General features: G+C 60.1%; 21 protein-coding genes. 12 read left to right on the top strand and 9 right to left on the bottom strand.

Annotation, left to right across the window (positions count from 1 at the left end; translation table 11 throughout):
- The first annotated feature begins 37 nt into the window (after positions 1-37).
- The 3 genes from mazG to LOY68_RS23715 all read left to right on the top strand — a co-directional run bounded on the left by mazG (position 38) and on the right by LOY68_RS23715 (position 2,624).
- Entirely contained in the window at positions 38-871 is an 834-nt protein-coding gene (gene mazG, locus LOY68_RS23725) for a nucleoside triphosphate pyrophosphohydrolase (RefSeq protein WP_163912954.1), read from the top strand.
- A 28-nt stretch (positions 872-899) separates the two neighbouring features.
- Positions 900-1,442 (top strand): DUF2058 domain-containing protein, encoded by a 543-nt coding sequence (locus tag LOY68_RS23720; RefSeq protein ID WP_265040344.1) that lies wholly within the window; start codon positions 900-902, stop codon positions 1,440-1,442.
- Between the two features lie 231 nt (positions 1,443-1,673).
- Complete coding sequence (locus LOY68_RS23715; RefSeq protein ID WP_265040343.1) at positions 1,674-2,624, top strand: hypothetical protein; 951 nt, start codon at positions 1,674-1,676, stop codon at positions 2,622-2,624.
- A gap of 57 nt (positions 2,625-2,681) precedes the next feature.
- On the opposite strand, the gene LOY68_RS23710 is transcribed toward LOY68_RS23715, so the two are convergent.
- The 6 genes from LOY68_RS23710 to LOY68_RS23685 form a co-directional block, all read right to left on the bottom strand.
- Positions 2,682-2,870, bottom strand: a complete 189-nt coding sequence (locus tag LOY68_RS23710) for a hypothetical protein (RefSeq protein ID WP_054054893.1) — start codon at positions 2,868-2,870, stop codon at positions 2,682-2,684.
- A 412-nt stretch (positions 2,871-3,282) separates the two neighbouring features.
- Positions 3,283-4,503 carry a beta-ketoacyl-ACP synthase I gene (gene fabB, locus LOY68_RS23705; protein ID WP_054054895.1) on the bottom strand — a complete coding sequence of 407 codons (1,221 nt, stop codon included), beginning with the start codon at positions 4,501-4,503 and terminating at the stop codon, positions 3,283-3,285.
- An 11-nt stretch (positions 4,504-4,514) separates the two neighbouring features.
- Positions 4,515-5,030 (bottom strand): 3-hydroxyacyl-[acyl-carrier-protein] dehydratase FabA, encoded by a 516-nt coding sequence (gene fabA, locus LOY68_RS23700; RefSeq protein ID WP_042560484.1) that lies wholly within the window; start codon positions 5,028-5,030, stop codon positions 4,515-4,517.
- Positions 5,031-5,278: 248 nt separating this feature from the next.
- Entirely contained in the window at positions 5,279-7,183 is a 1,905-nt protein-coding gene (locus LOY68_RS23695) for an ATP-binding protein (protein ID WP_163912958.1), read from the bottom strand.
- The gene (locus LOY68_RS23690; protein WP_265040339.1) at positions 7,180-8,106 is read right to left on the bottom strand and encodes an ABC transporter substrate-binding protein; all 927 of its coding nucleotides are present in this window, start codon (positions 8,104-8,106) and stop codon (positions 7,180-7,182) included. The genes LOY68_RS23695 and LOY68_RS23690 overlap by 4 nt, the downstream gene beginning before the upstream one ends.
- The gene (locus LOY68_RS23685) at positions 8,107-10,230 is read right to left on the bottom strand and encodes a TonB-dependent receptor plug domain-containing protein (protein WP_265040338.1); all 2,124 of its coding nucleotides are present in this window, start codon (positions 10,228-10,230) and stop codon (positions 8,107-8,109) included.
- Positions 10,231-10,426: 196 nt separating this feature from the next.
- On the opposite strand from LOY68_RS23685, the gene LOY68_RS23680 reads away from it, so the two are divergent.
- The 9 genes from LOY68_RS23680 to LOY68_RS23640 all read left to right on the top strand — a co-directional run bounded on the left by LOY68_RS23680 (position 10,427) and on the right by LOY68_RS23640 (position 18,541).
- Positions 10,427-11,452, top strand: coding sequence for an NAD(P)H-dependent glycerol-3-phosphate dehydrogenase (locus LOY68_RS23680; protein ID WP_054054902.1), 1,026 nt, complete (start codon positions 10,427-10,429; stop codon positions 11,450-11,452).
- A gap of 31 nt (positions 11,453-11,483) precedes the next feature.
- Positions 11,484-11,831 (top strand): DUF4389 domain-containing protein, encoded by a 348-nt coding sequence (locus LOY68_RS23675; RefSeq protein WP_054054904.1) that lies wholly within the window; start codon positions 11,484-11,486, stop codon positions 11,829-11,831.
- On the top strand, positions 11,828-12,280 hold the full coding sequence (sixA, locus tag LOY68_RS23670) for a phosphohistidine phosphatase SixA (RefSeq protein WP_265040335.1): 453 nt from the start codon (positions 11,828-11,830) through the stop codon (positions 12,278-12,280). Before LOY68_RS23675 ends, sixA begins: the two co-directional genes overlap by 4 nt.
- Before the next feature lie 208 nt (positions 12,281-12,488).
- The gene (locus LOY68_RS23665; RefSeq protein WP_265040333.1) at positions 12,489-14,156 is read left to right on the top strand and encodes an AMP-binding protein; all 1,668 of its coding nucleotides are present in this window, start codon (positions 12,489-12,491) and stop codon (positions 14,154-14,156) included.
- A 32-nt stretch (positions 14,157-14,188) separates the two neighbouring features.
- On the top strand, positions 14,189-14,632 hold the full coding sequence (locus LOY68_RS23660; protein ID WP_265040331.1) for a hotdog fold thioesterase: 444 nt from the start codon (positions 14,189-14,191) through the stop codon (positions 14,630-14,632).
- A 195-nt stretch (positions 14,633-14,827) separates the two neighbouring features.
- Positions 14,828-15,634: an alpha/beta fold hydrolase gene (locus LOY68_RS23655; protein ID WP_054054913.1), complete on the top strand. Its 807-nt coding sequence runs from the start codon at positions 14,828-14,830 to the stop codon at positions 15,632-15,634.
- Complete coding sequence (locus LOY68_RS23650) at positions 15,631-16,485, top strand: alpha/beta hydrolase (RefSeq protein ID WP_265040329.1); 855 nt, start codon at positions 15,631-15,633, stop codon at positions 16,483-16,485. Before LOY68_RS23655 ends, LOY68_RS23650 begins: the two co-directional genes overlap by 4 nt.
- Before the next feature lie 115 nt (positions 16,486-16,600).
- Positions 16,601-17,419: a DUF4892 domain-containing protein gene (locus LOY68_RS23645; protein WP_265040327.1), complete on the top strand. Its 819-nt coding sequence runs from the start codon at positions 16,601-16,603 to the stop codon at positions 17,417-17,419.
- A gap of 69 nt (positions 17,420-17,488) precedes the next feature.
- Positions 17,489-18,541, top strand: coding sequence for an AI-2E family transporter (locus LOY68_RS23640; RefSeq protein ID WP_265040325.1), 1,053 nt, complete (start codon positions 17,489-17,491; stop codon positions 18,539-18,541).
- Between the two features lie 157 nt (positions 18,542-18,698).
- On the opposite strand, the gene xopAW is transcribed toward LOY68_RS23640, so the two are convergent.
- From xopAW to LOY68_RS23620, 3 genes are all read right to left on the bottom strand, one after another.
- Positions 18,699-19,556, bottom strand: a complete 858-nt coding sequence (gene xopAW / locus LOY68_RS23635) for an EF-hand domain-containing protein (protein WP_054613838.1) — start codon at positions 19,554-19,556, stop codon at positions 18,699-18,701.
- A 257-nt stretch (positions 19,557-19,813) separates the two neighbouring features.
- Entirely contained in the window at positions 19,814-20,863 is a 1,050-nt protein-coding gene (locus tag LOY68_RS23625) for a sensor histidine kinase (RefSeq protein ID WP_163912973.1), read from the bottom strand.
- Positions 20,863-21,621 (bottom strand): response regulator, encoded by a 759-nt coding sequence (locus tag LOY68_RS23620; protein ID WP_054054921.1) that lies wholly within the window; start codon positions 21,619-21,621, stop codon positions 20,863-20,865. Before LOY68_RS23620 ends, LOY68_RS23625 begins: the two co-directional genes overlap by 1 nt.
- Positions 21,622-21,793: the final 172 nt, after the last annotated feature.

Raw genomic sequence — 21,793 nt, 5'->3', positions numbered from 1 at the left:
GCAGCTCCTACAGAGACCGGTTTAACGAGAGAAATTGATGTACAGCCTTGAAGACTTATTGCACCTGATGAACCGCCTGCGCGATCCGCAGTTCGGCTGCCCGTGGGACATCAGGCAAACCTACGCCACGATCGTCCCGCACACCCTGGAAGAAGCCTACGAAGTCGCCGACGCTATCGAGCGCGGTGACTTCGATCATTTGCAGGGCGAGTTGGGCGACTTGCTGTTCCAGGTGGTTTATTACAGCCAACTGGCCAAGGAAGAAGGGCGTTTCGAATTCGCCGGGGTCATCGACAGCATCACCCGCAAACTGATTCGGCGTCATCCTCACGTGTTCCCCACCGGCGATCTGTACGCGCCGCTGGACGTCCCGCGTCTGAATGAAGAACAGGTCAAGCAGCGTTGGGAAGAGATCAAGGCTGAAGAACGCGCCGAGAAATCTTCCGCGCCTGAGCAACTGTCCTTGCTTGATGACGTACCCGCCGCGCTGCCGGCATTGTCCCGTTCGGCAAAGTTGCAGAAGCGTGCCGGGCAGGTCGGTTTCGACTGGCCGGATGCGTTGCCAGTGCTGGACAAAGTCCGCGAAGAACTTGATGAAGTGCTCGAAGCCATGGCCGACAACGACGCGGCAGCGATTGCCGACGAGGTCGGTGACCTGCTGTTTTCCGTGGTCAATCTGGCGCGTCACCTGAAGGTCGATCCGGAAACCGCCTTGCGCGGCGCTAACAGTAAATTCGAAAGACGCTTCCGTTTTATCGAACAGGCATTGCGCGACACCCACCGTCCCATAGAAGATTGCACCCTCGAAGAGTTGGACGCCCTGTGGGGCGAAGCCAAACGTCAGGAAAAGAATTTGCCCAGCTGCGGTTGAGCAGTTGCCTAAGTGAGAAATAAGCACCATGAGCATTTCCCTTCGCGACCAGTTGCTCAAAGCAGGGCTGGTCAACCAAAAGCAGGCCAAACAGGTCGGCAAAGAGAAGCAGAAGCAGCAACGCCTGGTCCATAAAGGCCAGATCGAACAGGACGACACTCAGCAGCGCCTGGCCCAGGAAGCACTGGCCGAGAAGGTCAAGCGTGACCAGGAGCTGAACCGCCAGCAGCAGGAGAAGGTCGAGGCCAAGGCCCGCGCCGCCCAGATCAAGCAATTGATCGAAGTATCGCGCTTGCCCAAGTTGACCACCGAGGACTACTACAACTTCGTGGACGACAAGAAGGTCAAGCGCATCTCCGTCAACACCTTGATGCGCAACCAGCTCAGCAATGGCTTCCTGGCGATCGTGCACCATGCCGGCGGTTACGAAGTGATCCCGCGCGAGGCCGCCCTGAAGATTCAGGAGCGTGATCCACAGCGCATCGTGCAGTTGAACGTCAAGAAAGAAGAAGTTGCTGCTGAGGACGATCCGTACGCGGCCTATCAGATTCCTGATGATTTGATGTGGTAGTTGCAGAAGTGTAGTTATTGGTAACTACACATTCGCTAGTACTTCAGCTTGTGAAACAACTTGAGCCCGAAAGAGTGGTTGGATACGCTCTTTCGGGTTCTTCTTTGTGGGCGTATTAAATATTAAAGGAAATGTTTGGTTTCGGGTTTTTACTCCGGTGTCTTTTATTCATCCTGTATTCAATGGTTCATCAAGAGGAGGTTCTTTAATTAATTACACTTGAGGTTTTTGATGTTGGTTACTATTGCTTCTTTGCAACAACCTACCTTTCATTCCGAGTTCTCCTTGCCGCGCAAGCCAGGCCAGTACATGACGGAGTATGTGAGCCAGGAACTCTACAGAAGGATGCAGTATGTCAGCGGCAAACTCGAAGTGGCCGCCAAGGCTGCCATTGATCAGCGCCCGGACAGTGAGTGCCTGTTCTTCACCTTGCCCGAGTTCTTCTGGAACGTGCCGTGGAGCAGCGCACAGCACGAAGATGATCTGCTGGAGCATGGCATGGCGTGCATGGACAGAATGCCTGAATGCATGGAAGTACTGATGAATGGGCTGCCTGTAGACCGATACGGCAAAGTGGTATTGCTGGCAGGCACTTGTGCCACTTTGATCAAAGTAGGAGAGGGGGCTGACGCTTACTTTGATGTGATCAACTATGTGATGACCACCAGCAACTTCAAGGTTCTTAACGACGGCTCGCCGGAAATGTCGATGTGGCCAAAACGTTATGTGTCTGGAATTGATTTTGGAAAATACGTTGATAGTGCGGACGGATATTGGTTTTTCAAACTTTCAGATAACGTGACGATCAAGGTCAAGGATGTCAGTTCTACCGTGGCTGAACATAACTCTGCAGACGGTTACGGTGCGGTCTTTTCCAATACGTTAATTGCGCAATGTCCGTTCAGCATCAATGTGTGCCTGGACTATGCAGTTCTGGAAAATGGTCAGCGGGATGAAGAGTTGGAGAAAATCGATTCGAAAATTGATTTCCTGATTGCCTGTGGAATGTCTTTCGAAGATGGCAAGCGTTACCCGGACAGTGTCCGTTTTGCGGTCAGGAACGACGGGATGGGCGCGGGCAGTTGTCAGTTCGCTGAAGTGAAGGCCGGCAGGATTACGCATCTGGTGCCTTCTGTGATCGTCGAGGACAGCCTGCACTTTGCGACCCTGGACCTGAACTGATCAAAAGTCGCCTGCCCCGGCAAGAGGCCGGGCAGGCGCCTCATCCGTCATACCGGTTCAGCCGGCCGACGCTTCGCGTTTCTGTTCCAGTGTTTCCAGTTCGGCCTTGTAGCTGTGGGCGTCATTCTCGGAATGAAACATTCCCACCAGCATGTCTTGTTGATGTACGTCCCAGATGCGGATACCGGCGGCGATGCCTTCGTGGGATTTATGTGAATCGTCGCGTTCAGTTACTTTTACAGTCATCTGCTAGCTCCAATCTCTGTTATCTGCAGCAAGGCGTGTGCAGGACTCTGTTATATGTTTGGTTAGGTTGCTAAGTAAATGCTTTCGTTCGGTAACGAATATTTGCGAAATCTGCAAAAGTCCTGCAGCCCGCCAAACACGCGACATTCGGTCGCAGGCTGCTGAGTTTTATGACAAAAGTTTCATGTTCGCATTGAAGAAAACCGCTGCTTGAAGCTAGCTACATTTCCTTTGTGGGAGCGGGCTTGCTCGCGAAAGCGGTGTGTCAGACAGAAATGATGTGACTGACACTCCGCCTTCGCGAGCAAGCCCGCTCCCACAGGATTTGTGTAGTTGCCGATACTTTTTCCAGGCACAAAAAAAACGCCCCGAACCAGTCGGGGCGTTTTTGTGTGCAGCTAGCGGTGGGGTATTACTTACCCGCCCAGCGTTTCAGTACCAGCGTGGCGTTGGTGCCGCCGAAGCCGAAGCTGTTGCTCATCACGGTGTTGATGGTGGCGTCTTCGCGAGTCTTGGTCAGGATCGGCATGTCAGCCACTTCCGGGTCCAGTTCGTCGATGTTGGCGGAACCCGCCATGAAGTTGCCTTCCATCATCAGCATGCAGTAGATCGCTTCGTGAACGCCGGCGGCGCCCAGGGAGTGACCCGACAGGCTCTTGGTAGAGCTGATGGCCGGAGCGTTGGCGCCGAACACTTCACGCACACCTTTCATTTCCGCGACGTCGCCGACCGGAGTCGAGGTGCCGTGGGTGTTCAGGTAGTCGATCGGGGTGTCGACGGTGGACATGGCCATCTGCATGCAGCGGATGGCGCCTTCGCCGCTTGGGGCGACCATGTCGTAGCCGTCGGACGTTGCGCCGTAGCCAACGATTTCCGCGTAGATCTTCGCGCCGCGGGCCAGAGCGTGTTCCAGCTCTTCGACCACGACCATGCCGCCACCGCCGGCGATGACGAAACCGTCACGCTTGGCGTCGTAGGCACGGGAAGCCTTTTCCGGGGTTTCGTTGTACTGGCTGGACAGTGCGCCCATGGCGTCGAACAGGAACGATTGGCTCCAATGCTCTTCTTCACCGCCGCCGGCGAACACGATGTCCTGCTTGCCCATCTGGATCTGTTCCATGGCGGTACCGATGCAGTGAGCACTGGTGGCGCAGGCAGAGGCGATGGAATAGTTCAGGCCCTTGATCTTGAACGGCGTGGCCAGACAAGCGGAAACGGTGCTGCTCATGGTCCGTGTTACACGGTATGGGCCAACGCGCTTCACGCCTTTCTCGCGCAGGATGTCCAGCGCTTCCATCTGGTTCAGCGTGGAGGCGCCACCCGAACCGGCGATCAGGCCGGTACGCGGGTTGGAGACTTGCTCATCGGTCAGACCGGAGTCAGTGATGGCGTCTTTCATGGCCAGGTAGGCGTAAGCCGCCGCATGGCCGACGAAGCGATAGATCTTGCGATCGATCAGCTCTTCGAGGGGAAGGTCAATGGAGCCGGAAACCTGGCTACGCAGACCCATTTCGGCATATTCCGGGTTGAACCGGATGCCAGGGCGGCTTGCACGCAGGTTAGCGGAGACGGTCTCTTTGTCATTGCCCAGGCACGAAACGATGCCCAGACCAGTGATAACGACGCGGCGCATGCGGATAACCCTTAGAAGTTTTCAGTGGAGGTGAACACGCCGACCCGGAGGCCTTCGGCGGTGTAGATTTCGCGGCCGTCGACACTGACTGAACCATCGGCGATAGCGAGGTTCAGCTTGCCTTTGAGGACGCGCTTGATCTGAATGTTATACGTAACTTTCTTGGCGGTCGGCAGGACCTGACCAAAGAACTTCACTTCACCCGAACCCAGTGCGCGACCACGGCCCGGCAGACCTTGCCAGCCGAGGAAGAAACCGACCAGTTGCCACATGGCATCGAGGCCCAGGCAGCCCGGCATCACCGGATCACCTTCGAAGTGACAGGCGAAAAACCACAGGTCCGGAGTGATATCCAGCTCTGCGACCAATTCACCTTTGCCGTACTTGCCACCCTCTTCGCTGATATGGGTGATGCGATCCACCATCAGCATGTTCGGGGCGGGCAGTTGCGCGTTACCTGGGCCGAACAGCTCACCGCGACTGCAGCGCAGCAGATCTTCCCGAGTAAAGGCGTTTTGTTTGGTCATGCGAGCTCCTCAATAGTCCCGTGCGGCAGGGTGGGGCAAATCTTCCCGGCCGATCGAAGCGTTCATGCCTCGAGTCGACAGCCTACTCATAGACTATTGCGTTGTGGTGAAAGTCACAGCACCAAGGACATGAATGTACACTTGTGCACTGAAATTATTATTCAAGCCCCTTTTCGGGCCTGTTCGGGTGCCTAAGACTGCCGCACTTTCGCCTTTCACGCCAGTCGCAGATAGCCGAAAGGACAGCACTACTGCACCCAACGCTGCAGAATTTGCTGCAGATCAGTCCGTTTGAAGGGCTTGGCCAGGTAATCGTTCATGCCCGCCGACAAACAGGCTTCGCGGTCGCCCTGCAAGGCATTGGCCGTCAGGGCGATGATCGGCAGGTCCAGGCAGCCGGGCAGTTGGCGAATCTGTCGGGTGGCTTCGTAGCCGTCGATGATCGGCAACCGGCAGTCCATCAGAATCGCTTCGAAAATCAAGCTCTCGGCGCTGCGTACCGCCTGCGCCCCATCGGTGGCGACGCTGACAGTAAAGCCCAGGCTGCGCAACATTGCTTCGATCACCGTCTGATTGACCGGGTTGTCCTCCACCAGCAGCACATTGCGTCCTTCGCCATGGCCACTGCCCATCGGCGCCCGTGGCGGCGCCAGTTCCGGCAGCGCCTGCTTATAAAGAGCCAAGGGGATTTCGAGGGTAAACACCGAGCCGCGACCTTCTTCGCTCTGGGCGCGCAACGTGCCGCCCATGCGCTCGGCCAGGGTGCGGGCAATCGGCAAACCCAGCCCGGTGCCGCCGTAACGTCTTGAAATGGAACTGTCGGCCTGCTGGAACGCGTTGAACATCAATTCCAGGCTTTCAGGCGAGATCCCGATGCCGCTGTCGCGCACGCTGCAGGTGAACCACAGCAATTCGTGATCCAGCGATTGCCACTGCGGTTCGATGGTCACGCGGCCCTGTTCGGTAAATTTCAGCGCGTTGCCGATCAGGTTGACCAGAATCTGCCGGATCCGCGTCGGATCGCCCTGAACCTGCAAGGCGCGCATGTCGTCGGGAATCAACAGCTGGAGGTCGAGTTTGCGTTGCACCGCACTGTGCTGGAACGACTGGGCGCAACTGCTGATCAGGTCCGCGAGGTTGAACGGAATATGCTCCAGCTCCAGTTCCGATCGCTCGATGCGCGAGAAGTCGAGGATGTCGTTGATCACCTTCAACAGGTGTTCGGTGGACTCCGAGGCCAGCGCCGCGTATTCGACCTGCTCCTCGGTCATGTCAGTGGTTTCGAGCAATTGCAGCATGCCCAGCACACCATTCATTGGTGTGCGCAGTTCGTGGCTCATCATCGCCAGGAAATCGGATTTGGCGTTGTTGGCCTTTTCCGCTTCCTCGCGAGTCTGGATCAACTGCGACATCGCTTGATGTTGTTCGCGGCTGGCCTGTTCGAGACCGTCGGCGAGGTTGTTGATGTGCTGCGACAAGGCCCCGAGTTCGGTGTCATCGACGATCGGCAGCGGCGTGGTGTAGTCGCCTTTCTGGATCGCCTTGACCGCGTTGCCGATGTCGCGGATCGGTTGCGACAGGCTGCCCGCCAGGCGCCGGGCCAGCAGGAAAGTGAACAGCAGCGCGAACAGCGCGAGGATCCCGGCCTTGAACAGGATTTCTTGCTGGCGCTGGCTGAAGGCGTCGTTGGACAGGCCGACGATCACCCGCCCCAGATAATCTTCGCTCGGCGCACTGATCGACGTGCGGGTGTTCTGGAAAAAGTCATTGTTCAGCGCAATCCGTTGCAGCCGCACCGGGGCCTGGAACACCTCGACCTGCTGCGAGCGGTTGTGGGATTCCGACGGTTGTTCGACGTACACCAGAATCCGGTTGGCGTTGTCCTGCACTTCCAGGAAGCGCACGTTGGGCGTGGCCAGCGTGGCCTTGAGCAAACTTTCGAGCACGTCGTTGTTGCCGGAAATCACCCCGTACTCGGTGGCCGGCGCCAGTTGGTTGGCGATCAGTTGACCGGTGTGGTTGAGCTCCTGGCGCAAGTCCTGGATTCGCACGAACGTAAAGAAACTGATCAACAGCAACGTCAGCAACAGGGCAGGGCCGAGGCTGATGATCTGGGTTCGAGTGTTGATGTCCCAACGGCGTCGGAAGGTCATGGGCGGCTTTCTCCTTCGGCCAACTCTGTTGCGACAGATGCTTCATTCATCTGTTCAATACCTAATGAACGAGCCACCTGTGGATTGCTTAAGACTTTGAATTGTCTGGGGTAGAGCGAACGTGGCCAACTGGCCGGCGGCCGGTCGAGCAGATCATCGAGAATCGCCAGCCAGTCGCTTTGGTCGCTGTAGGTGCTGGCCAGGCTGCCAGCCTTGACGAACGCGGCGTTGGGGCCGATCAGCGCCATCTGCCGGGCATAGCTGCTGAGCAGCAGGTTTTTCGCGGTTTTCGGGTTGTACAGGTCGGGGTCGTCGAGGCCCAGCAGCACGTCGCTGTTTTTCAGCAGTGTCTGCAAGGGGCGGCTGTCATTGGTGTCGTCCCAAGGCTCGGTGACGATTTCGAGGCCCAGAGGCACGGCGGCCAGGCGCAATTCTTTCAGTAGAAACTCGCTGTGCCGGTCATACAGCACGCCGACGCGGCGGACCTGCGGCAGGATCAACCGGGTCAGGCGCAATTGCCGCTCCAATGGCGGATCGCTCCACAGCAGGCTCAGGTGGTTTGGCAGTTCATTGTTCAAACGTTGCCGTGCTTGCAGGCGGCTGATGCGCAGCACCAGCGTTGCCGGGCCTTGGCTGTCTTGCAGGCGCCAGTCGAGGCTCGGCAGGTCAAGCAGGATCAGGCGCGTGCCGCTGGGCAATTTGCCCGGCGCCGGCAGACTGGCCAGCGGCTGGAAACGCACGCTGTCAGTGGGGCGCAACTCGCTCAGGGCCTGGGTGAAAGATTGCACGCCGGGGCTGTCTTCGGCGCCGGTCAACAGAATCTCCACGGCACTGGACGACAGACTGCACAGCAGGCCGATGACTAGGCACACCCCGGCCAGCAGGCGGCCAAAGGTTGGCGTCTTCCGTGACTGAGGCTGCATCTAGAACGCCAGCTCCGCGCTGAAGTAAAGCACCCGGCGCTCGTCGTAATTATTGTCGACGAAGGTGGTGGGCTGATTGTCGAGACGCTGTTGCAGCACGCCGGCCAGTTCCAGGTTGGCCTTGCCCAGGCCAATGTGCTTGGCGATGCGTGTGTCGATCCGTTCGAAGCGGTAGCCGTTCAGCGCGTTGTCTCCATAGTAGAAGAGCGCGCTGTTCCAGCCCTGGCCCCAGTTGCGCAGCCAACCGGCAGAGCCGCTGTTGCGGGCGGTCTGTTGTTGATCCAGCGGATTGCTGGCCTTGGCATCGACGTAGGCATAGGTCAGGCGTAGCCGATCGACGCTGCTGACGTGCCAGTCCAGTTGCGTTTCTGTCCCGGTGAACCGCGAATTGTTGGCGTTGCTGGCGATGTATTGGTTGTTGCGCAACGGCTCGCTGATCATGCCGGTGATTTCGTCGTAGAACAGCTTCACATCCACCGCCAGGCCAAGCTCGGCGAAGAAACCGTTGTAGCCCAGTTCCCGGGAACGCATGTGCTCTTTATCGAGGTCGCCGGGGCCACGGGTCTTGACGAAGTAGCGGGCGCTGGTCTGGCCATAGGCGCTGGGCCGCAGGTTGGTCACCTGATAGCTCCAGTTCACATTGTTTTCGAACATGTCCGGCGAGCGAATGGCTTCGGAATACACCGCGCGCAGGCCATGGCGCGGGTTGATCAGGTAATTGACCGCCACCCGTGGGGTCAACGAGCTGCCGGTCAATTGCGTGTCTTCGAACATGGCGCCGCCCTGGAGCAGCCAGTGTTCGCTGGCGCGCCACTCGAGTTGGCCGAACGTGCGCCACGTGGTGTCGTCGAGCGTGCCATTGAAGTAGGTCTCGGAATCTGCCCGGTCGTAACGATAGTTCATGCCGCTGACCAGTCGCAGACTATCGGACAGGCTCAAGGTGTCCTGCAGTTCGAGGTCGTAGCGCGATTCCCGGGCGCTCTGGTCGATGTCGCCGCACAGGGTTTGCCGGGCGCCGTTTTTCCATTGCTCCAGCACTTGATTGCCCAACGCCTGTTCCGCCGGGGTCCCGGCCGGTGCGCCGGGACCGGTGTAGCGCTCCATATTGCGCGCCAGGCGTTCGGCGTAGTTCGGGTTGAGTTGCCACAAATCGGTGAGTTGCGGGCTGAACGACACTTCGGCATCACAGGCGCGCCAGGTCTGCTGGCGATCCCAGTGTTGCGCCGAGCCCTGGATATACAGGCTGTGATCGGGATTGATGTCCAGATTCCAACGCAGGGAGCCGGCGTAATCCTTGGCGACAACGTCTGAATTGTTCCCGGCGGCAGTAATCCCCGAAAACACCGGACGGTAGGTGTAGGGCCGCTGGTTGGTGCCGTCCTTGGCATTCAATTGCCAGTCGATGCTTTGGCTTTCGTTGAGTGTCTGGCTGACGGCGAGGTTGAAGCGGTCGAGGCGCCGACTGTCACGGTAATCGGCGCCGTTGCGGTCGGAATCGAAGCCATCGTCTTGCTGCCCTGACAACGATAAACGCAGATCCCCACCGTCCCAACCGGTGCCTTGGCTGGCATAGAAATCATTGATGCCGCGTTGGCCCCGGGTGATTTTGAGCCGCGTGCCGTGGCTGTCCGCCGGGTTGCGCGTGATGATGTTGACCACCGCCATCAGCGCGTTGGCGCCGTAGCTGACGGTGTTCGGGCCGCGAAAGACTTCGATGCGCTCGATGTCTTCCATGGCCACCGGAATATCGCTCCAGTCCACCGTGGCCAGGCCGGCGCGGTACACCGAGCGACCATCGATCAACACCTGCATGCGCCGGGCTTCGCTGGCGTTGGTGCCGTGGTAGTTCACCGCCGCCTGGTTGCCATTGATGTTGCCAACCATCATCCCCGGCACCAGTCGCAGCAATTCGCTGATGTCCCGGGCGCCGCTGGCGTTGATCAGTTCGCTGTCGATCACCGTCATGCTCCCCGGCACGGCGGCCGGCGACTGTTTCAGCCGCGTGGCCGTCAGCACTTGGGGCAGCGGATCGTTGTCGAGGAACAGATCGTCAGCCAGCAAGGCCGGGCTGAAGATCAGCGCCAGGACCAGCGACGAGCGGGGTGAGGGAGAGCCAAAAGACACGACACAGCCTTGGTAGCGATTAAGTGGCGCGCATGTTAACCGAGCTCAGTGACTTTTCCAGTCACGTTGCGGGCATTTTCCTAGGATTTGTTGGTCTTCTTCCTACAAGTGCCGGTAATTGATGCAGGGGCTGGCCGCGACTGGGCCGCTCCGTATAATGCCGGCATCGCCACTGGTATGGATTAACGGATTGCATATGACTGAACAGCGCCCTATTGCGGTCCTGGGAGGCGGAAGTTTTGGTACCGCCGTGGCAAATCTTCTGGCCGAGAACGGGCTTCAGGTCCGGCAGTGGATGCGTGACCCTGAACAGGCCGAGGCCATCCGGGTCAATCGCGAGAACCCGCGTTACCTCAAAGGCATCAAGATCTTGCCGGGCGTGGAAGCCGTCACTGACCTGCAAGCGACACTGGAAGCCTGCGACCTGTGCTTCGTCGCGCTGCCGTCCAGCGCGTTGCGCTCGGTATTGGCCCCGCACGCCGAACGCTTGAGCGGCAAATTGCTGGTGAGCCTGACCAAGGGCATCGAAGCCCACACCTTCAAGCTGATGAGCGAGATTCTTGAAGAGATCGCCCCGCAAGCCCGCATCGGCGTGCTGTCCGGGCCGAACCTGGCCCGGGAAATCGCCGAGCACGCGCTGACTGCCACGGTGGTTGCCAGCGAAGACGAAGAGTTGTGCTCGCGGGTCCAGGAAGCGCTGCACGGCCGCACCTTTCGTGTGTATGCCAGCGCCGACCGTTACGGCGTGGAGTTGGGCGGGGCGCTGAAAAACGTCTACGCGATCATCGCCGGCATGGCGGTGGCGCTGGGCATGGGTGAAAACACCAAGAGCATGTTGATCACCCGGGCGTTGGCCGAAATGACCCGCTTCGCGGTGAATCAGGGCGCCAACCCGATGACCTTCCTCGGCCTGGCGGGCGTCGGCGATTTGATCGTCACTTGCTCGTCGCCGAAAAGCCGCAACTATCAGGTCGGGTTTGCTCTCGGCCAAGGCCTGAGCCTGGAAGACGCGGTGACGCGCCTGGGCGAAGTCGCCGAAGGCGTGAACACGCTGAAAGTGCTCAAGGCCAAGTCTCAGGAAGCGGGGGTGTACATGCCGCTGGTCGCCGGGCTGCACGCGATTCTGTTTGAAGGGCGCACGCTTGAGCAGGTGATCGAACTGCTAATGCGTGCCGAGCCGAAGACCGACGTCGACTTTATCTCCACCAGCGGTTTCAACTGATTATTTAATCCAAGGGCAGGGAGAACGGGATATGAACGATCCGAAAGTGGAAGCCAAGTACGAATCCATCCTGCTGCGGGTGCTGTGGATGATCGTGTTCTTGCTGGTCTGGCAAGTGGCGCAATTCATCCTCGGCGCGGTGGTGCTGGTGCAGTTGATCTATCGTTTGATCTATGGCGCCCCGAGCGCCAGCCTGATGAACTTCGGCGACAGCCTGAGCCAGTTCCTGGCACAGATCGGTCGTTTCGGCACGTTTCACAGCGACCAGAAGCCTTGGCCGTTCGCCGACTGGCCGGCGCCGCGTACACCGGAAGGTGAAGCACCGCACGCGGTGGCGCCTGCTCCGCATCCGGTTCGAGATGAGGAACCCAAGCTATGAAACTCTGGGTATTGCGTCATGGTGAAGCCGAGCCTTATGGCTCGCGTCCCGATTCCGAACGGGCCCTGACCCCGCGCGGGTGTGAGGAAGTGCTGCGCAGCGCCGCCGAGTTGATCGGCCAGCCGATCACGGCCATCTACGCCAGCCCCTATTTGCGAGCGCAGCAGACTGCGCAACTGGTTCGTGAAGCCCTGGGTTTCCAGCCGGACATTCGCACCGTCGAATGGCTGACCCCCGGTTTCAGCCCGCAAGCGGTGTCGGAGCAGTTGGTGTCGGTGGATTACGCGTTGCTGGTCAGCCATAACCCGCTGGTGGGCAACCTGTTGGGCTACTTGCAGCACGGTCATGTGCAACAACCGGAAGCGGTCAAAACCGCCGGCCTGGCCGAACTCGAAGGCGACCTGCCATTGGCGGGAGCGATGAAGCTCAACGGCATCAAGCACCCATAGCCCTGAAGGAACCGGATCAATGTGGGAGCGGGCTTGCTCGCGAAAGCGGTGTGCCAGACAACATTGATGTCGACTGACACACCGCTTTCGCGAGCAAGCCCGCTCCCACAGGGTTCCCGCGTCGAATCGATTTTGTTTGAAATAATTAACCAAGCACTTGCTTGGTTGACTACGCTTGCTCCAGACCAAAAACACAGGAGCAAGCCGCATGTCTGCTGCCTTTCGTTTGCCGCTGGACGTGTTCTACGAGCGTGAAGCCCGCCATCCCCGTCAACGGTTCCTGGTCCAGCCGCTGGGCGGTGGTCAGGTCGAAACCCTGACCTGGGCGGACGTCGGTCATCAGGCCCGTTGCGCCGCGCACTGGTTGCGCGCCCGGGAACTGCCCCAAGGCAGCCACATCGCGCTGATCTCGAAAAACTGTGCCCACTGGATCATCGCCGACCTGGCGATCTGGATGGCCGGCCACGTGTCGGTGCCGCTGTACCCCAACCTCACCGCTGAATCCGTGGCTCAGGTGCTCGGGCACTCCGAAGCCGCACTGGCGTTCATCGGCAAACTCGATGACTGGCCCGGCATGTCGCGCGGGGTCAGCCCGGACTTGCCGACTATCAGCCTGCCCCTGCATCCGCCCGGCACCTTCGCTTTCAGCTGGGACGACTTGCTCAAGAGTTCGCCGATCCAGGATGACCCGAAACCGACTGCCGACCAGTTGGCGACCATCATCTACACCTCCGGCACCACCGGCCTGCCCAAAGGCGTGATGCACAGTTTCGGCAACCTTGGTTTCGCCACCACCCGTGGCACGCAATTGTTCGGTCTTAACGAGTCGGACCGACTGCTGTCCTACCTGCCGCTGTGCCACGTTGCCGAGCGGATGTTCGTCGAACTCGCTTCGATCTATACCGGGCAAACCGTGTTCTTTGCCGAGAGCCTCGACACCTTCCTCACCGATCTGCAACGCGCCCGGCCGACGGCGATGTTCGGCGTGCCGCGGATCTGGACCAAATTTCAGATGGGCGTGTACAGCAAGATCCCGGCGAAGCGCCTCGACTTTCTGCTCGGTCTGCCGATCATCGGCAAGCGGGTCGGGCATAAAGTCCTCGCCGGGCTGGGGCTGGATGCGTTGCGCATTGCCTTGTCCGGCGCCGCCCCGGTGCCGCAGACCTTGCTGTTGTGGTACCGCAAACTGGGGCTGGACGTGCTGGAGGTGTACGGCATGACCGAAAGCTGTGGCTACTCGCACATCGGCCGTCCGGGGGACGATAAACCCGGCTGGATCGGCAAGCCCTGTCCGGAAGTCGAGGTGCGGATCGCCGAGACGGGCGAGGTCATGGTGCGCAGCGGTGCGACCATGCTCGGCTATTTCAAGGATCCGGAGAAAACCGCCGAGACCCTCACCGAGGACGGCTTCCTGCGCACCGGCGACAAGGGCGAGCAAGACGCCGAAGGCAACCTGCGCCTGACCGGGCGCCTGAAGGAAATCTTCAAGACCAGTAAAGGCAAATACGTGGCCCCGGCGCCGATCGAGAATCGCCTGGCGGTGCATTCGCGGATCGAACAAGTGTGCGTGGTCGGCGATGGCTTGAGTGCGCCTTTGGGGCTTTGCGTGTTGTCGGCGGTCGGTTTGCAGGACGCGGCCAGTTCGGCCCGCAACGCCTTGCATTCAAGCCTGGAAAAACTTCTGGAAGAGGTCAACGGCGCCCTCGACAAACACGAGCGCTTGCGCCGGCTGGTGGTGGTCAAGGACAGCTGGGCGGTGGAAAACGGCTTTCTCACGCCGACCCTGAAGATCAAGCGCAACGTGATCGAAGCCGCGTATGGCGCGCGTTTCGAAGAATGGAGCGAGCGTAACGAAGCGGTGCTGTGGCAGGATTGAGTGACGAACAACATCAATAAAGGAAGTCAGCGATGAGTCTGTGGCGTACCGCTCCGAACATTGAACAATTGAATGCCATCCAGAAAAACACCATCGGCGAAGTGCTGGATATCCGCTTCGAAGCCTTCGACGACGAGTCCCTGACCGCGAGCATGGTCATCGACCATCGTACGCACCAGCCTTACGGCCTGCTGCACGGCGGCGCCTCGGTGGTGCTGGCCGAGACCGTCGGTTCGATGGCCAGTTACCTGTGCATCGATGCCAGCAAGTTTTACTGCGTGGGCCTGGAAATCAACGCCAACCACTTGCGCGGCTTGCGCAGCGGGCGGGTGACGGCGGTGGCCAAGGCGATTCATATCGGGCGTACGACGCATGTCTGGGATATCCGCTTGACCAGCGACGAAGGCAAGGCCAGTTGCATTTCGCGGCTGACCATGGCGGTGGTGCCGCTGGGTGAGAATCCTCCGGCGCGTTGAGTCTTTGAAGTCAAAAGATCGCAGGCTTCGCCAGCTCCTACATTGGATTGTTTACACCCGTAGGAGCTGCCGAAGGCTGCGATCTTTTGATCTTCGCGATATCTCCTGCCACCATTCCTGACCGTTATGGTCATTGCTGTAGTCCACCGTCTTACGGACAATCAACGCACGTTTCCCGCCCATGGATTGACCGGTATGTCGCAGCAGATCTTTTTCGCCCACGCCAATGGCTTTCCTTCGGGGACCTACGGCAAGTTGTTCGCGGCGTTGGCGCCTGAATATCAGGTGACGCATCTGGAGCAGCACGCCCATGACCCGCGTTTTCCGGCCGATGACAACTGGCGCAACCTGGTGGACGAACTGATCCATCACCTACAGCGCCAACCGGAACCGGTCTGGGGCGTCGGCCATTCTTTCGGTGGTGTGCTGCACTTGCACGCGGCCCTGCGTTGCCCCGAGTTGTATCGCGGCGTGGTGATGCTCGATTCGCCAGTGCTGACCCGCGCCGATCAATGGGTGATCCTCGCCGCCAAGCGCTTCGGTTTCATAGATCGTCTGACGCCGGCCGGGCGCACTTTGGGCCGGCGCGAAGAGTTCGCCGACCTGGACAGCGCTCGCCGCTATTTCGCCGGCAAAACCCTGTTTCGCGGTTTCGATCCTGAATGCTTCGACGCCTACTTGCAACACGGTTTGCACAAGGTCGGCGACAAGCTGCGCCTGCGCTTCGACCCTGCCACGGAAATCAGCATCTATCGCGGCGTGCCCCACACCAGCCCTGGTCGCGCGCGGCAGTTGAAAGTGCCGCTGGCGGTGGTGCGCGGGAACAACAGCCGCGTGGTCATGCGTCATCACGCCAGCTCCGTCGGGCGCATGCCGTTGGGCGAGTCCCTGACCATGCCCGGCGGCCACATGTTCCCCCTCGAACGTCCGCAAGACACCGCCACGCTGTTGAAGAACCTGTTCAGCCGCTGGGAAGGTCGTCGCCAGCAGGATTGCGCATGAGCAGCGTCGTCGAAGAAGTCCGCCTGAGCCTGCCGCACATCGAGTTGGCGGCGCACCTGTTTGGTCCAGAAGACGGCTTGCCGGTGATCGCATTGCACGGCTGGCTCGACAACGCCAACAGCTTTGCCCGCTTGGCGCCGAAGCTCAAAGGCTTGCGCATCATCGCCCTGGACATGGCCGGTCACGGTCACTCCGGGCATCGGCCGATCGGTGCCGGCTACGCGATGTGGGATTACGCCCACGACGTGCTGCAAGTTGCCGAACAGCTTGGGCTGAAAAAGTTTGCGCTGCTGGGCCACTCCATGGGCGCGATTGCTTCGTTGATCATCGCCGGGTCGATGCCGGAGCGCGTCACGCATCTGGCTTTGATCGATGGTGTCATTCCTCCTACAGACAAAGGCGAAAATGCGGCCGAGCGCATGGGCATGGCCCTGCAAGCGCAACTGGATCTGCGGGAGAAACGCAAACCGGTGTACAACACGCTGGACCGGGCCGTCGAGGCGCGGATGAAAGGCTTGGTGGCGGTCAGTCGCGAAGCCGCCGAACTGTTGGCGCAACGGGGCCTGATGCCGGTGCCGGGCGGTTACACCTGGCGCACCGACAGCCGTCTGACGCTGCCATCGCCGCTGCGTCTGACACAAGAACAAGCCATGGCCTTCGTCCAGCGCATCACTTGTCCTGCGCTGCTGGTGGTGGCGGCTGACGGTATGCTCGCCAAACATCCCGAGTTGCTGGAGCGTCTACCCTTTAGCCGTGAACAGCTGCCTGGCGGCCATCATTTGCACCTGAATGATGAAGCCGGCGCCGACCTTGTCGCAGACTGTTTCAATCGGTTCTTCGCCGTTCCTTGACTTGCGTCGGGCAACTGTCGAGGCTGGGCGGGTTGAAAAGGGAGACAACCATGATAAATCTCTATACCGCTGCGACCCCGAATGGCCTCGCGGTCGCCCAGGCCATGCTGATCCGATGAGCCTGCCTAAGCGTTCACTCAGCCTGTTGGCGTTGTGTTGTTTCAGTCCTTTGTTGTTTGCTGCCGATGTTCCGGGCAGCCAGGACCTGCCGATCGTGCCGCGTCTGGCCGATGCGCAGATTGTCGACTATCGCCCGCCGGTGGAGCTTGAACGGATCTATCCGTTGGGCTCGATCCGCAAGATCAGCGGCCAGTTGCGCTTCGATGGTCAGGTCAGCGCCCGTGGGCAAACCACCTCGGTGACCTACGAGCTGCCGCCGGAACATTCCTCCACCGAAGCCTTTACCGCCGCCCGCGAAGCGTTGCAGAAGCAGGGCGCCGGGTTGCTGTTCTGGTGCCAGGCCCGTGATTGCGGCGAAAGCAGCCTGTGGGCCAACGAAGTCTTTGGCAATTCCAAGCTCTATGGCGCTGACGATCAACAGGCGTATTTGCTGTTACGGCTGGCGGCGCCCAAGGACAACTCGCTGGTGGCGCTTTACAGCATCACCCGCGGCAATCGCAAAGCCTACCTGCACGTCGAGCAGTTTGAAGCAGCTACGCCGTTGGGGGATTTGCTGCCGACTTCGGCAACCTTGCTGCGCCAGCTCAAAAGTACTGGCGAGCTGGATTTCCCGAAACTGAATGCCGATCCTGATGACACCTGGCTGCGCTTGATCTCTCGTGGTCTGAACCTGGACACCACACTGCGGGTCAGTGTTTCCGGGGTTAAAGCCGAAGCGTGGCGCCAGTCGCTGATCGCTCAAGGCGTACGTGCGGCGCGCATGGAAACCGGCAGCGCCGAGGGCTCTGGCCTGCACATCGAACTGTTGCGGTAAGCTGCATCCGGCGAACGCGTCCCGCGCGTTCGCCTACTCTTTGGCTGACTGACTTATTTCGAGACTTGCATGATCAATAACGATCGGCTGTTGGTGCAGATTCTGCTCCTGGTGCTGTTTGGCGCGAGCTTCTGGGTGATGGCGCCGTTCTGGTCGGCATTGTTCTGGGGGGCTGTGTTGGCGTTTGCCAGTTGGCCGCTGATGCGTTTGCTGACCCGTTGGCTCAATGGCCGGGAATCTCTCGCCGCCGCCTTGCTGACCCTGGGCTGGATGTTGCTGGTGGCGGTGCCATTGGTGTGGCTGGGGTTCAACCTGGCGGACCACGTGCGCGATGCCACGGCGTTCATCAAGGACGTGCAGGTCGATGGCCTGCCGGAAGCGCCGGTGTGGCTGGGCAGTGTTCCTCTGGTCGGCGAACGGCTTGTCGGGATCTGGAACAGCATCGATGAGCAGGGCGCGGCAATGATGCTCGCGGTCAAACCTTACCTGGGACAGGTCGGCAACTGGTTGCTGGCGCGCAGTGCGCAGATCGGCGGCGGCATTCTCGAACTGACCCTGAGCATTGTCTTCGTGTTTTTTTTCTATCGCGACGGGCCGCGCCTGGCGGCGTTTGTCCATAGCTTGCTTTCACGCCTGATCGGTGACCGCGCCGGGTACTACATCGAACTGGTCGCCGGCACGGTGCAGCGGGTGGTGAACGGGGTCATCGGCACGGCGGCAGCCCAGGCGATCCTGGCCCTGATCGGCTTCCTGATTGCCGGGGTTCCCGGGGCGCTGGTGCTGGGGATTGTGACGTTCCTGTTGAGCCTGATCCCGATGGGGCCGCCGCTGATCTGGATTCCGGCCACGGCCTGGCTGGCCTGGAAAGGCGAATACGGAATGGCGGTATTCCTCGGGATCTGGGGCACGTTCATCATCAGCGGCGTGGACAACGTGCTGAAGCCGTACCTGATCAGTCGCGGCGGGAATCTGCCGTTGGTGATTGTGCTGCTGGGGGTGTTTGGCGGGTTGATTGCGTTCGGATTTATCGGGTTGTTCATCGGGCCGACGTTGTTGGCGGTGGCGTACAGCTTGTTGACTGACTGGAGCAAGAGCCAGGCGCGGGTTGAAGATCGCCGCTGAAATTCCCCTGCTTGTATAAATCCCACTGAACCGGCGACGGTCAGTGGGATTTTTTGTTGGGGCGTATGGCCTCTTCGCGGGCAAGCCTCGCTCCTACATTGGATATGTGTCGGGCACGAACCCTGTAGGAGCGAGGCTTGCCCGCGAAGCTTTTGCCTCAGCTCGTAACGTTCAGGTACTTGCCCACGCTCGCCACGTTATCCAGCGAATACTGCTTGCTCAAATTGGCGATCATTTTCTGCAGCGCTTCGCTGACATTCGACTGATCGGTAGAGCTGTCGCTGTTCTTCTCGCGACCCGCCTGCAACGCAGCTTTGAGTTCATCACTGCTGACGCCACCGCTGCTGTCACTGTCGAGCACCTTCAGCAACGCTGCGCTGGTGTCGGTCGAGGTCGATGAGCTACTGGTGCTGGCCTGCAACGCGCTGCTCAGTTCGGTGGCGCTGACGCTGCCGTCGCTGTCCGTGTCGAGTTGGCTGAACAACTGGTCACTGGACGCTTGTTGCGGCGGCGGTGGCGGTGGGCTCATCGCAGCGGCGAGTTCATCCTTGCTGACGGTGCCGTCCTGGTTTTTGTCCAGCGCCGAAAAGATTTCCTTGCTGTCGGCAGTGCTGCCGGCAGCGGTCAGGCCAGTGCTCAACTCATCGCTGCTGAGGTTGCCGTCGCTGTCGGCGTCCAGTGCGCCAAGGAGTGCGTCGGCCAGATCAGTATTCGGCGCCTGATCCTGCGGAGGAGAGGGCGGCGCCATCGCGGCCATTTCTTCACTGCTCAGGCTGCCACTGTCGTCGCTGTCGAGGTCGGTGAAGTTCTTGCTCAGGTCGGCCAACAGACGATTGTCGGGCTTCTCGGTCTGGGCGGTTTTTAGTTCGTCCTGACTTACCGAGCCGTCGCCATTGCTGTCGAGCTTGGTTAACAGTTGTTTCTGGAACTCTGCACGGCGGGCGGCGTTGGCCGCCGTGTTGCTGGTGCTCGTGCTGGTATAGCTCGTGTAATTACTGCTGACGCTACCGATCATTGGGCTCACTCCTTTGGACGGAAAACCGGTGAGTGCACCGGCTTATGCAGCCTCAAGGGGCAAGTTGTCGTGGGTATGTGGCGTTTGTACCGGTTGGTACACAGAGTCAGCAGGCCAATCCGATATCCCCTGTGGGAGCGGGCTTGCTCGCGAAGAGGGAGTGTCAGTCGACATCATTGTTGACTGATATACCGCTTTCGCGAGCAAGCCCGCTCCCACAGGGGGATCTGTGTTTCGCAGGGGATTTATTTGGGGCTTCAGGTGCGAGGCAATTTGATGACAGCAGTCAAACCACCACCCGGCGTTTCTTCCAGGCTCAATTGCCCGCCCAACCGTTCCGCCGCTTCTCGGGCGATGGTCATGCCGAGGCCGACGCCGCCGGAGTTGCGGTTGCGCGAACCCTCCAGCCGGAAGAACGGTTCGAACACCGCTTCGCGTTTGTCCGGCGCAATCCCAGGACCATGGTCGATCACCCGAATCACCAGGTTTTCACGGCTGTCTTCGAGGCTGATCAGCGCTTCCCCGGCATAACGCAGGGCGTTGTCCATCAGGTTATTGATGCACGAGCGCAAGGCCATAGGCTGCACTTGTAATGGCGAGCAATGCCCAGTGGCTTGCACGTCAGCCCCTTGGTCCTGGGCGTTTTCGCTCAAGGATTCGACCAGCGCCTGCACGTCCATCCATTGCAGCGCTTCGCTGGTGCGTTGTTCGTGCAGGTAGGTAAGGGTGGCGTCGAGCATGCCGATCATGTCGTCCAGATCCTGGCGCATCTGGCCTTGCAGCTTGTCGTCGTCGATCTGTTCCAGGCGCAACTTGAGCCGCGACAGCGGCGTGCGCAGGTCGTGGGACACCGCACCGAGCATCCGCGAGCGCTGCTGCACTTGTTCGATGATTCGGCGCTGCATCTTGTTGAAGGTGTGGGCCGCTTGCCGCGCCTCCCGTGGACCGGACTCGTCCAGCGGCGGGCTGTCGAGGTTTTCGCTCAAGCGCTCGGCGGCATCGCTCAGCCGCTGGATCGGCCGGCTCAACAGTTTGGCGCCGTACCACGCGGCAATGATCAGCGAGACCAGTTGAAACGTCAGCGGCACCAACGGCCCGCCAAACCATGGTCGTGGCGGACGTTTTTCGAAGCGCGGGTCCATCGGTGGGCGCGGGCCCTCGAAGTCCTCGGAAAATCCGGGCGGCGGTGGAGGGGGCGGCGGGCCGTAGTGGTGAAACCAGAAAAACGCCAACAGGTGCGCCAGGATGATCGCGATCAGCAGCACGCCAAACAGGCGGCCGAACAGCGTATCGAAGCGCGCACGCATCAGCCGATGTCTCTCGCGTCGAACAGATAACCCTCACCGCGAACGGTCTTGATCAGCTGTGGGTTTTTCGGGTCATCCCCAAGTTTCTGGCGCAGGCGCGAGACCAGCAGGTCGATGCTGCGATCAAACGCTTCGATCGAGCGACCCCGGGCGGCATCGAGTAATTGTTCGCGGCTGAGCACCCGGCGCGGACGTTCGATAAACACCCAGAGCAGGCGGAATTCGGCGTTGGACAGCGGCACCACCAGGCCATCGGCGGCGATCAACTGGCGCAGCACGCTGTTCAGGCGCCAGTTGTCGAAGCGAATATTCGCACGCTGTTCGGTGCGATCGTCGCGCACCCGCCGCAGAATCGTCTGAATCCGCGCCACCAGTTCCCGTGGCTCGAACGGCTTGGCCATGTAGTCGTCGGCACCCAGTTCGAGGCCGATGATCCGGTCGGTGGGTTCGCAGCGCGCGGTGAGCATCAGGATTGGAATGTCCGACTCGGCGCGCAGCCAGCGGCACAGCGACAAGCCGTCTTCGCCGGGCAGCATCAGGTCGAGCACCACCACGTCGAAATGTTCCGCTTGCAGGGCCAGACGCATGGCCGCGCCATCGGTGACGCCGCTGGCGTGGATATTGAACCGGGCCAGGTAGTCGATCATCAATTCGCGGATCGGGACGTCATCGTCGACGATCAGGGCGCGAATGCTCCAGCGTTTGTCGTCGCCGGGCGCTTTTTGATCGTCGTTCACAGGTGCAGGGGTGTTGTGCATGCGTGCGTTCATCTGCCAGGTAGGCTGCCAACCACAAAGATGGGCTGCGAGGTTGTGGCTTCAGCATAGGCGTCCAGCCCGAAGGCGGGAAGTGCTGTAAGGACGTGTTGCGGCTGCCGAGGGTAGCGATGCCCTTTGTTGTAGGCGTGTCCTGTGTGTATCGGGCTCGACA

This window comes from Pseudomonas sp. B21-053 (assembly GCF_026016365.1).
GTDB lineage: Bacteria > Pseudomonadota > Gammaproteobacteria > Pseudomonadales > Pseudomonadaceae > Aquipseudomonas > Aquipseudomonas nunensis.
This window is presented reverse-complemented; position numbering and strand designations above follow the sequence as displayed.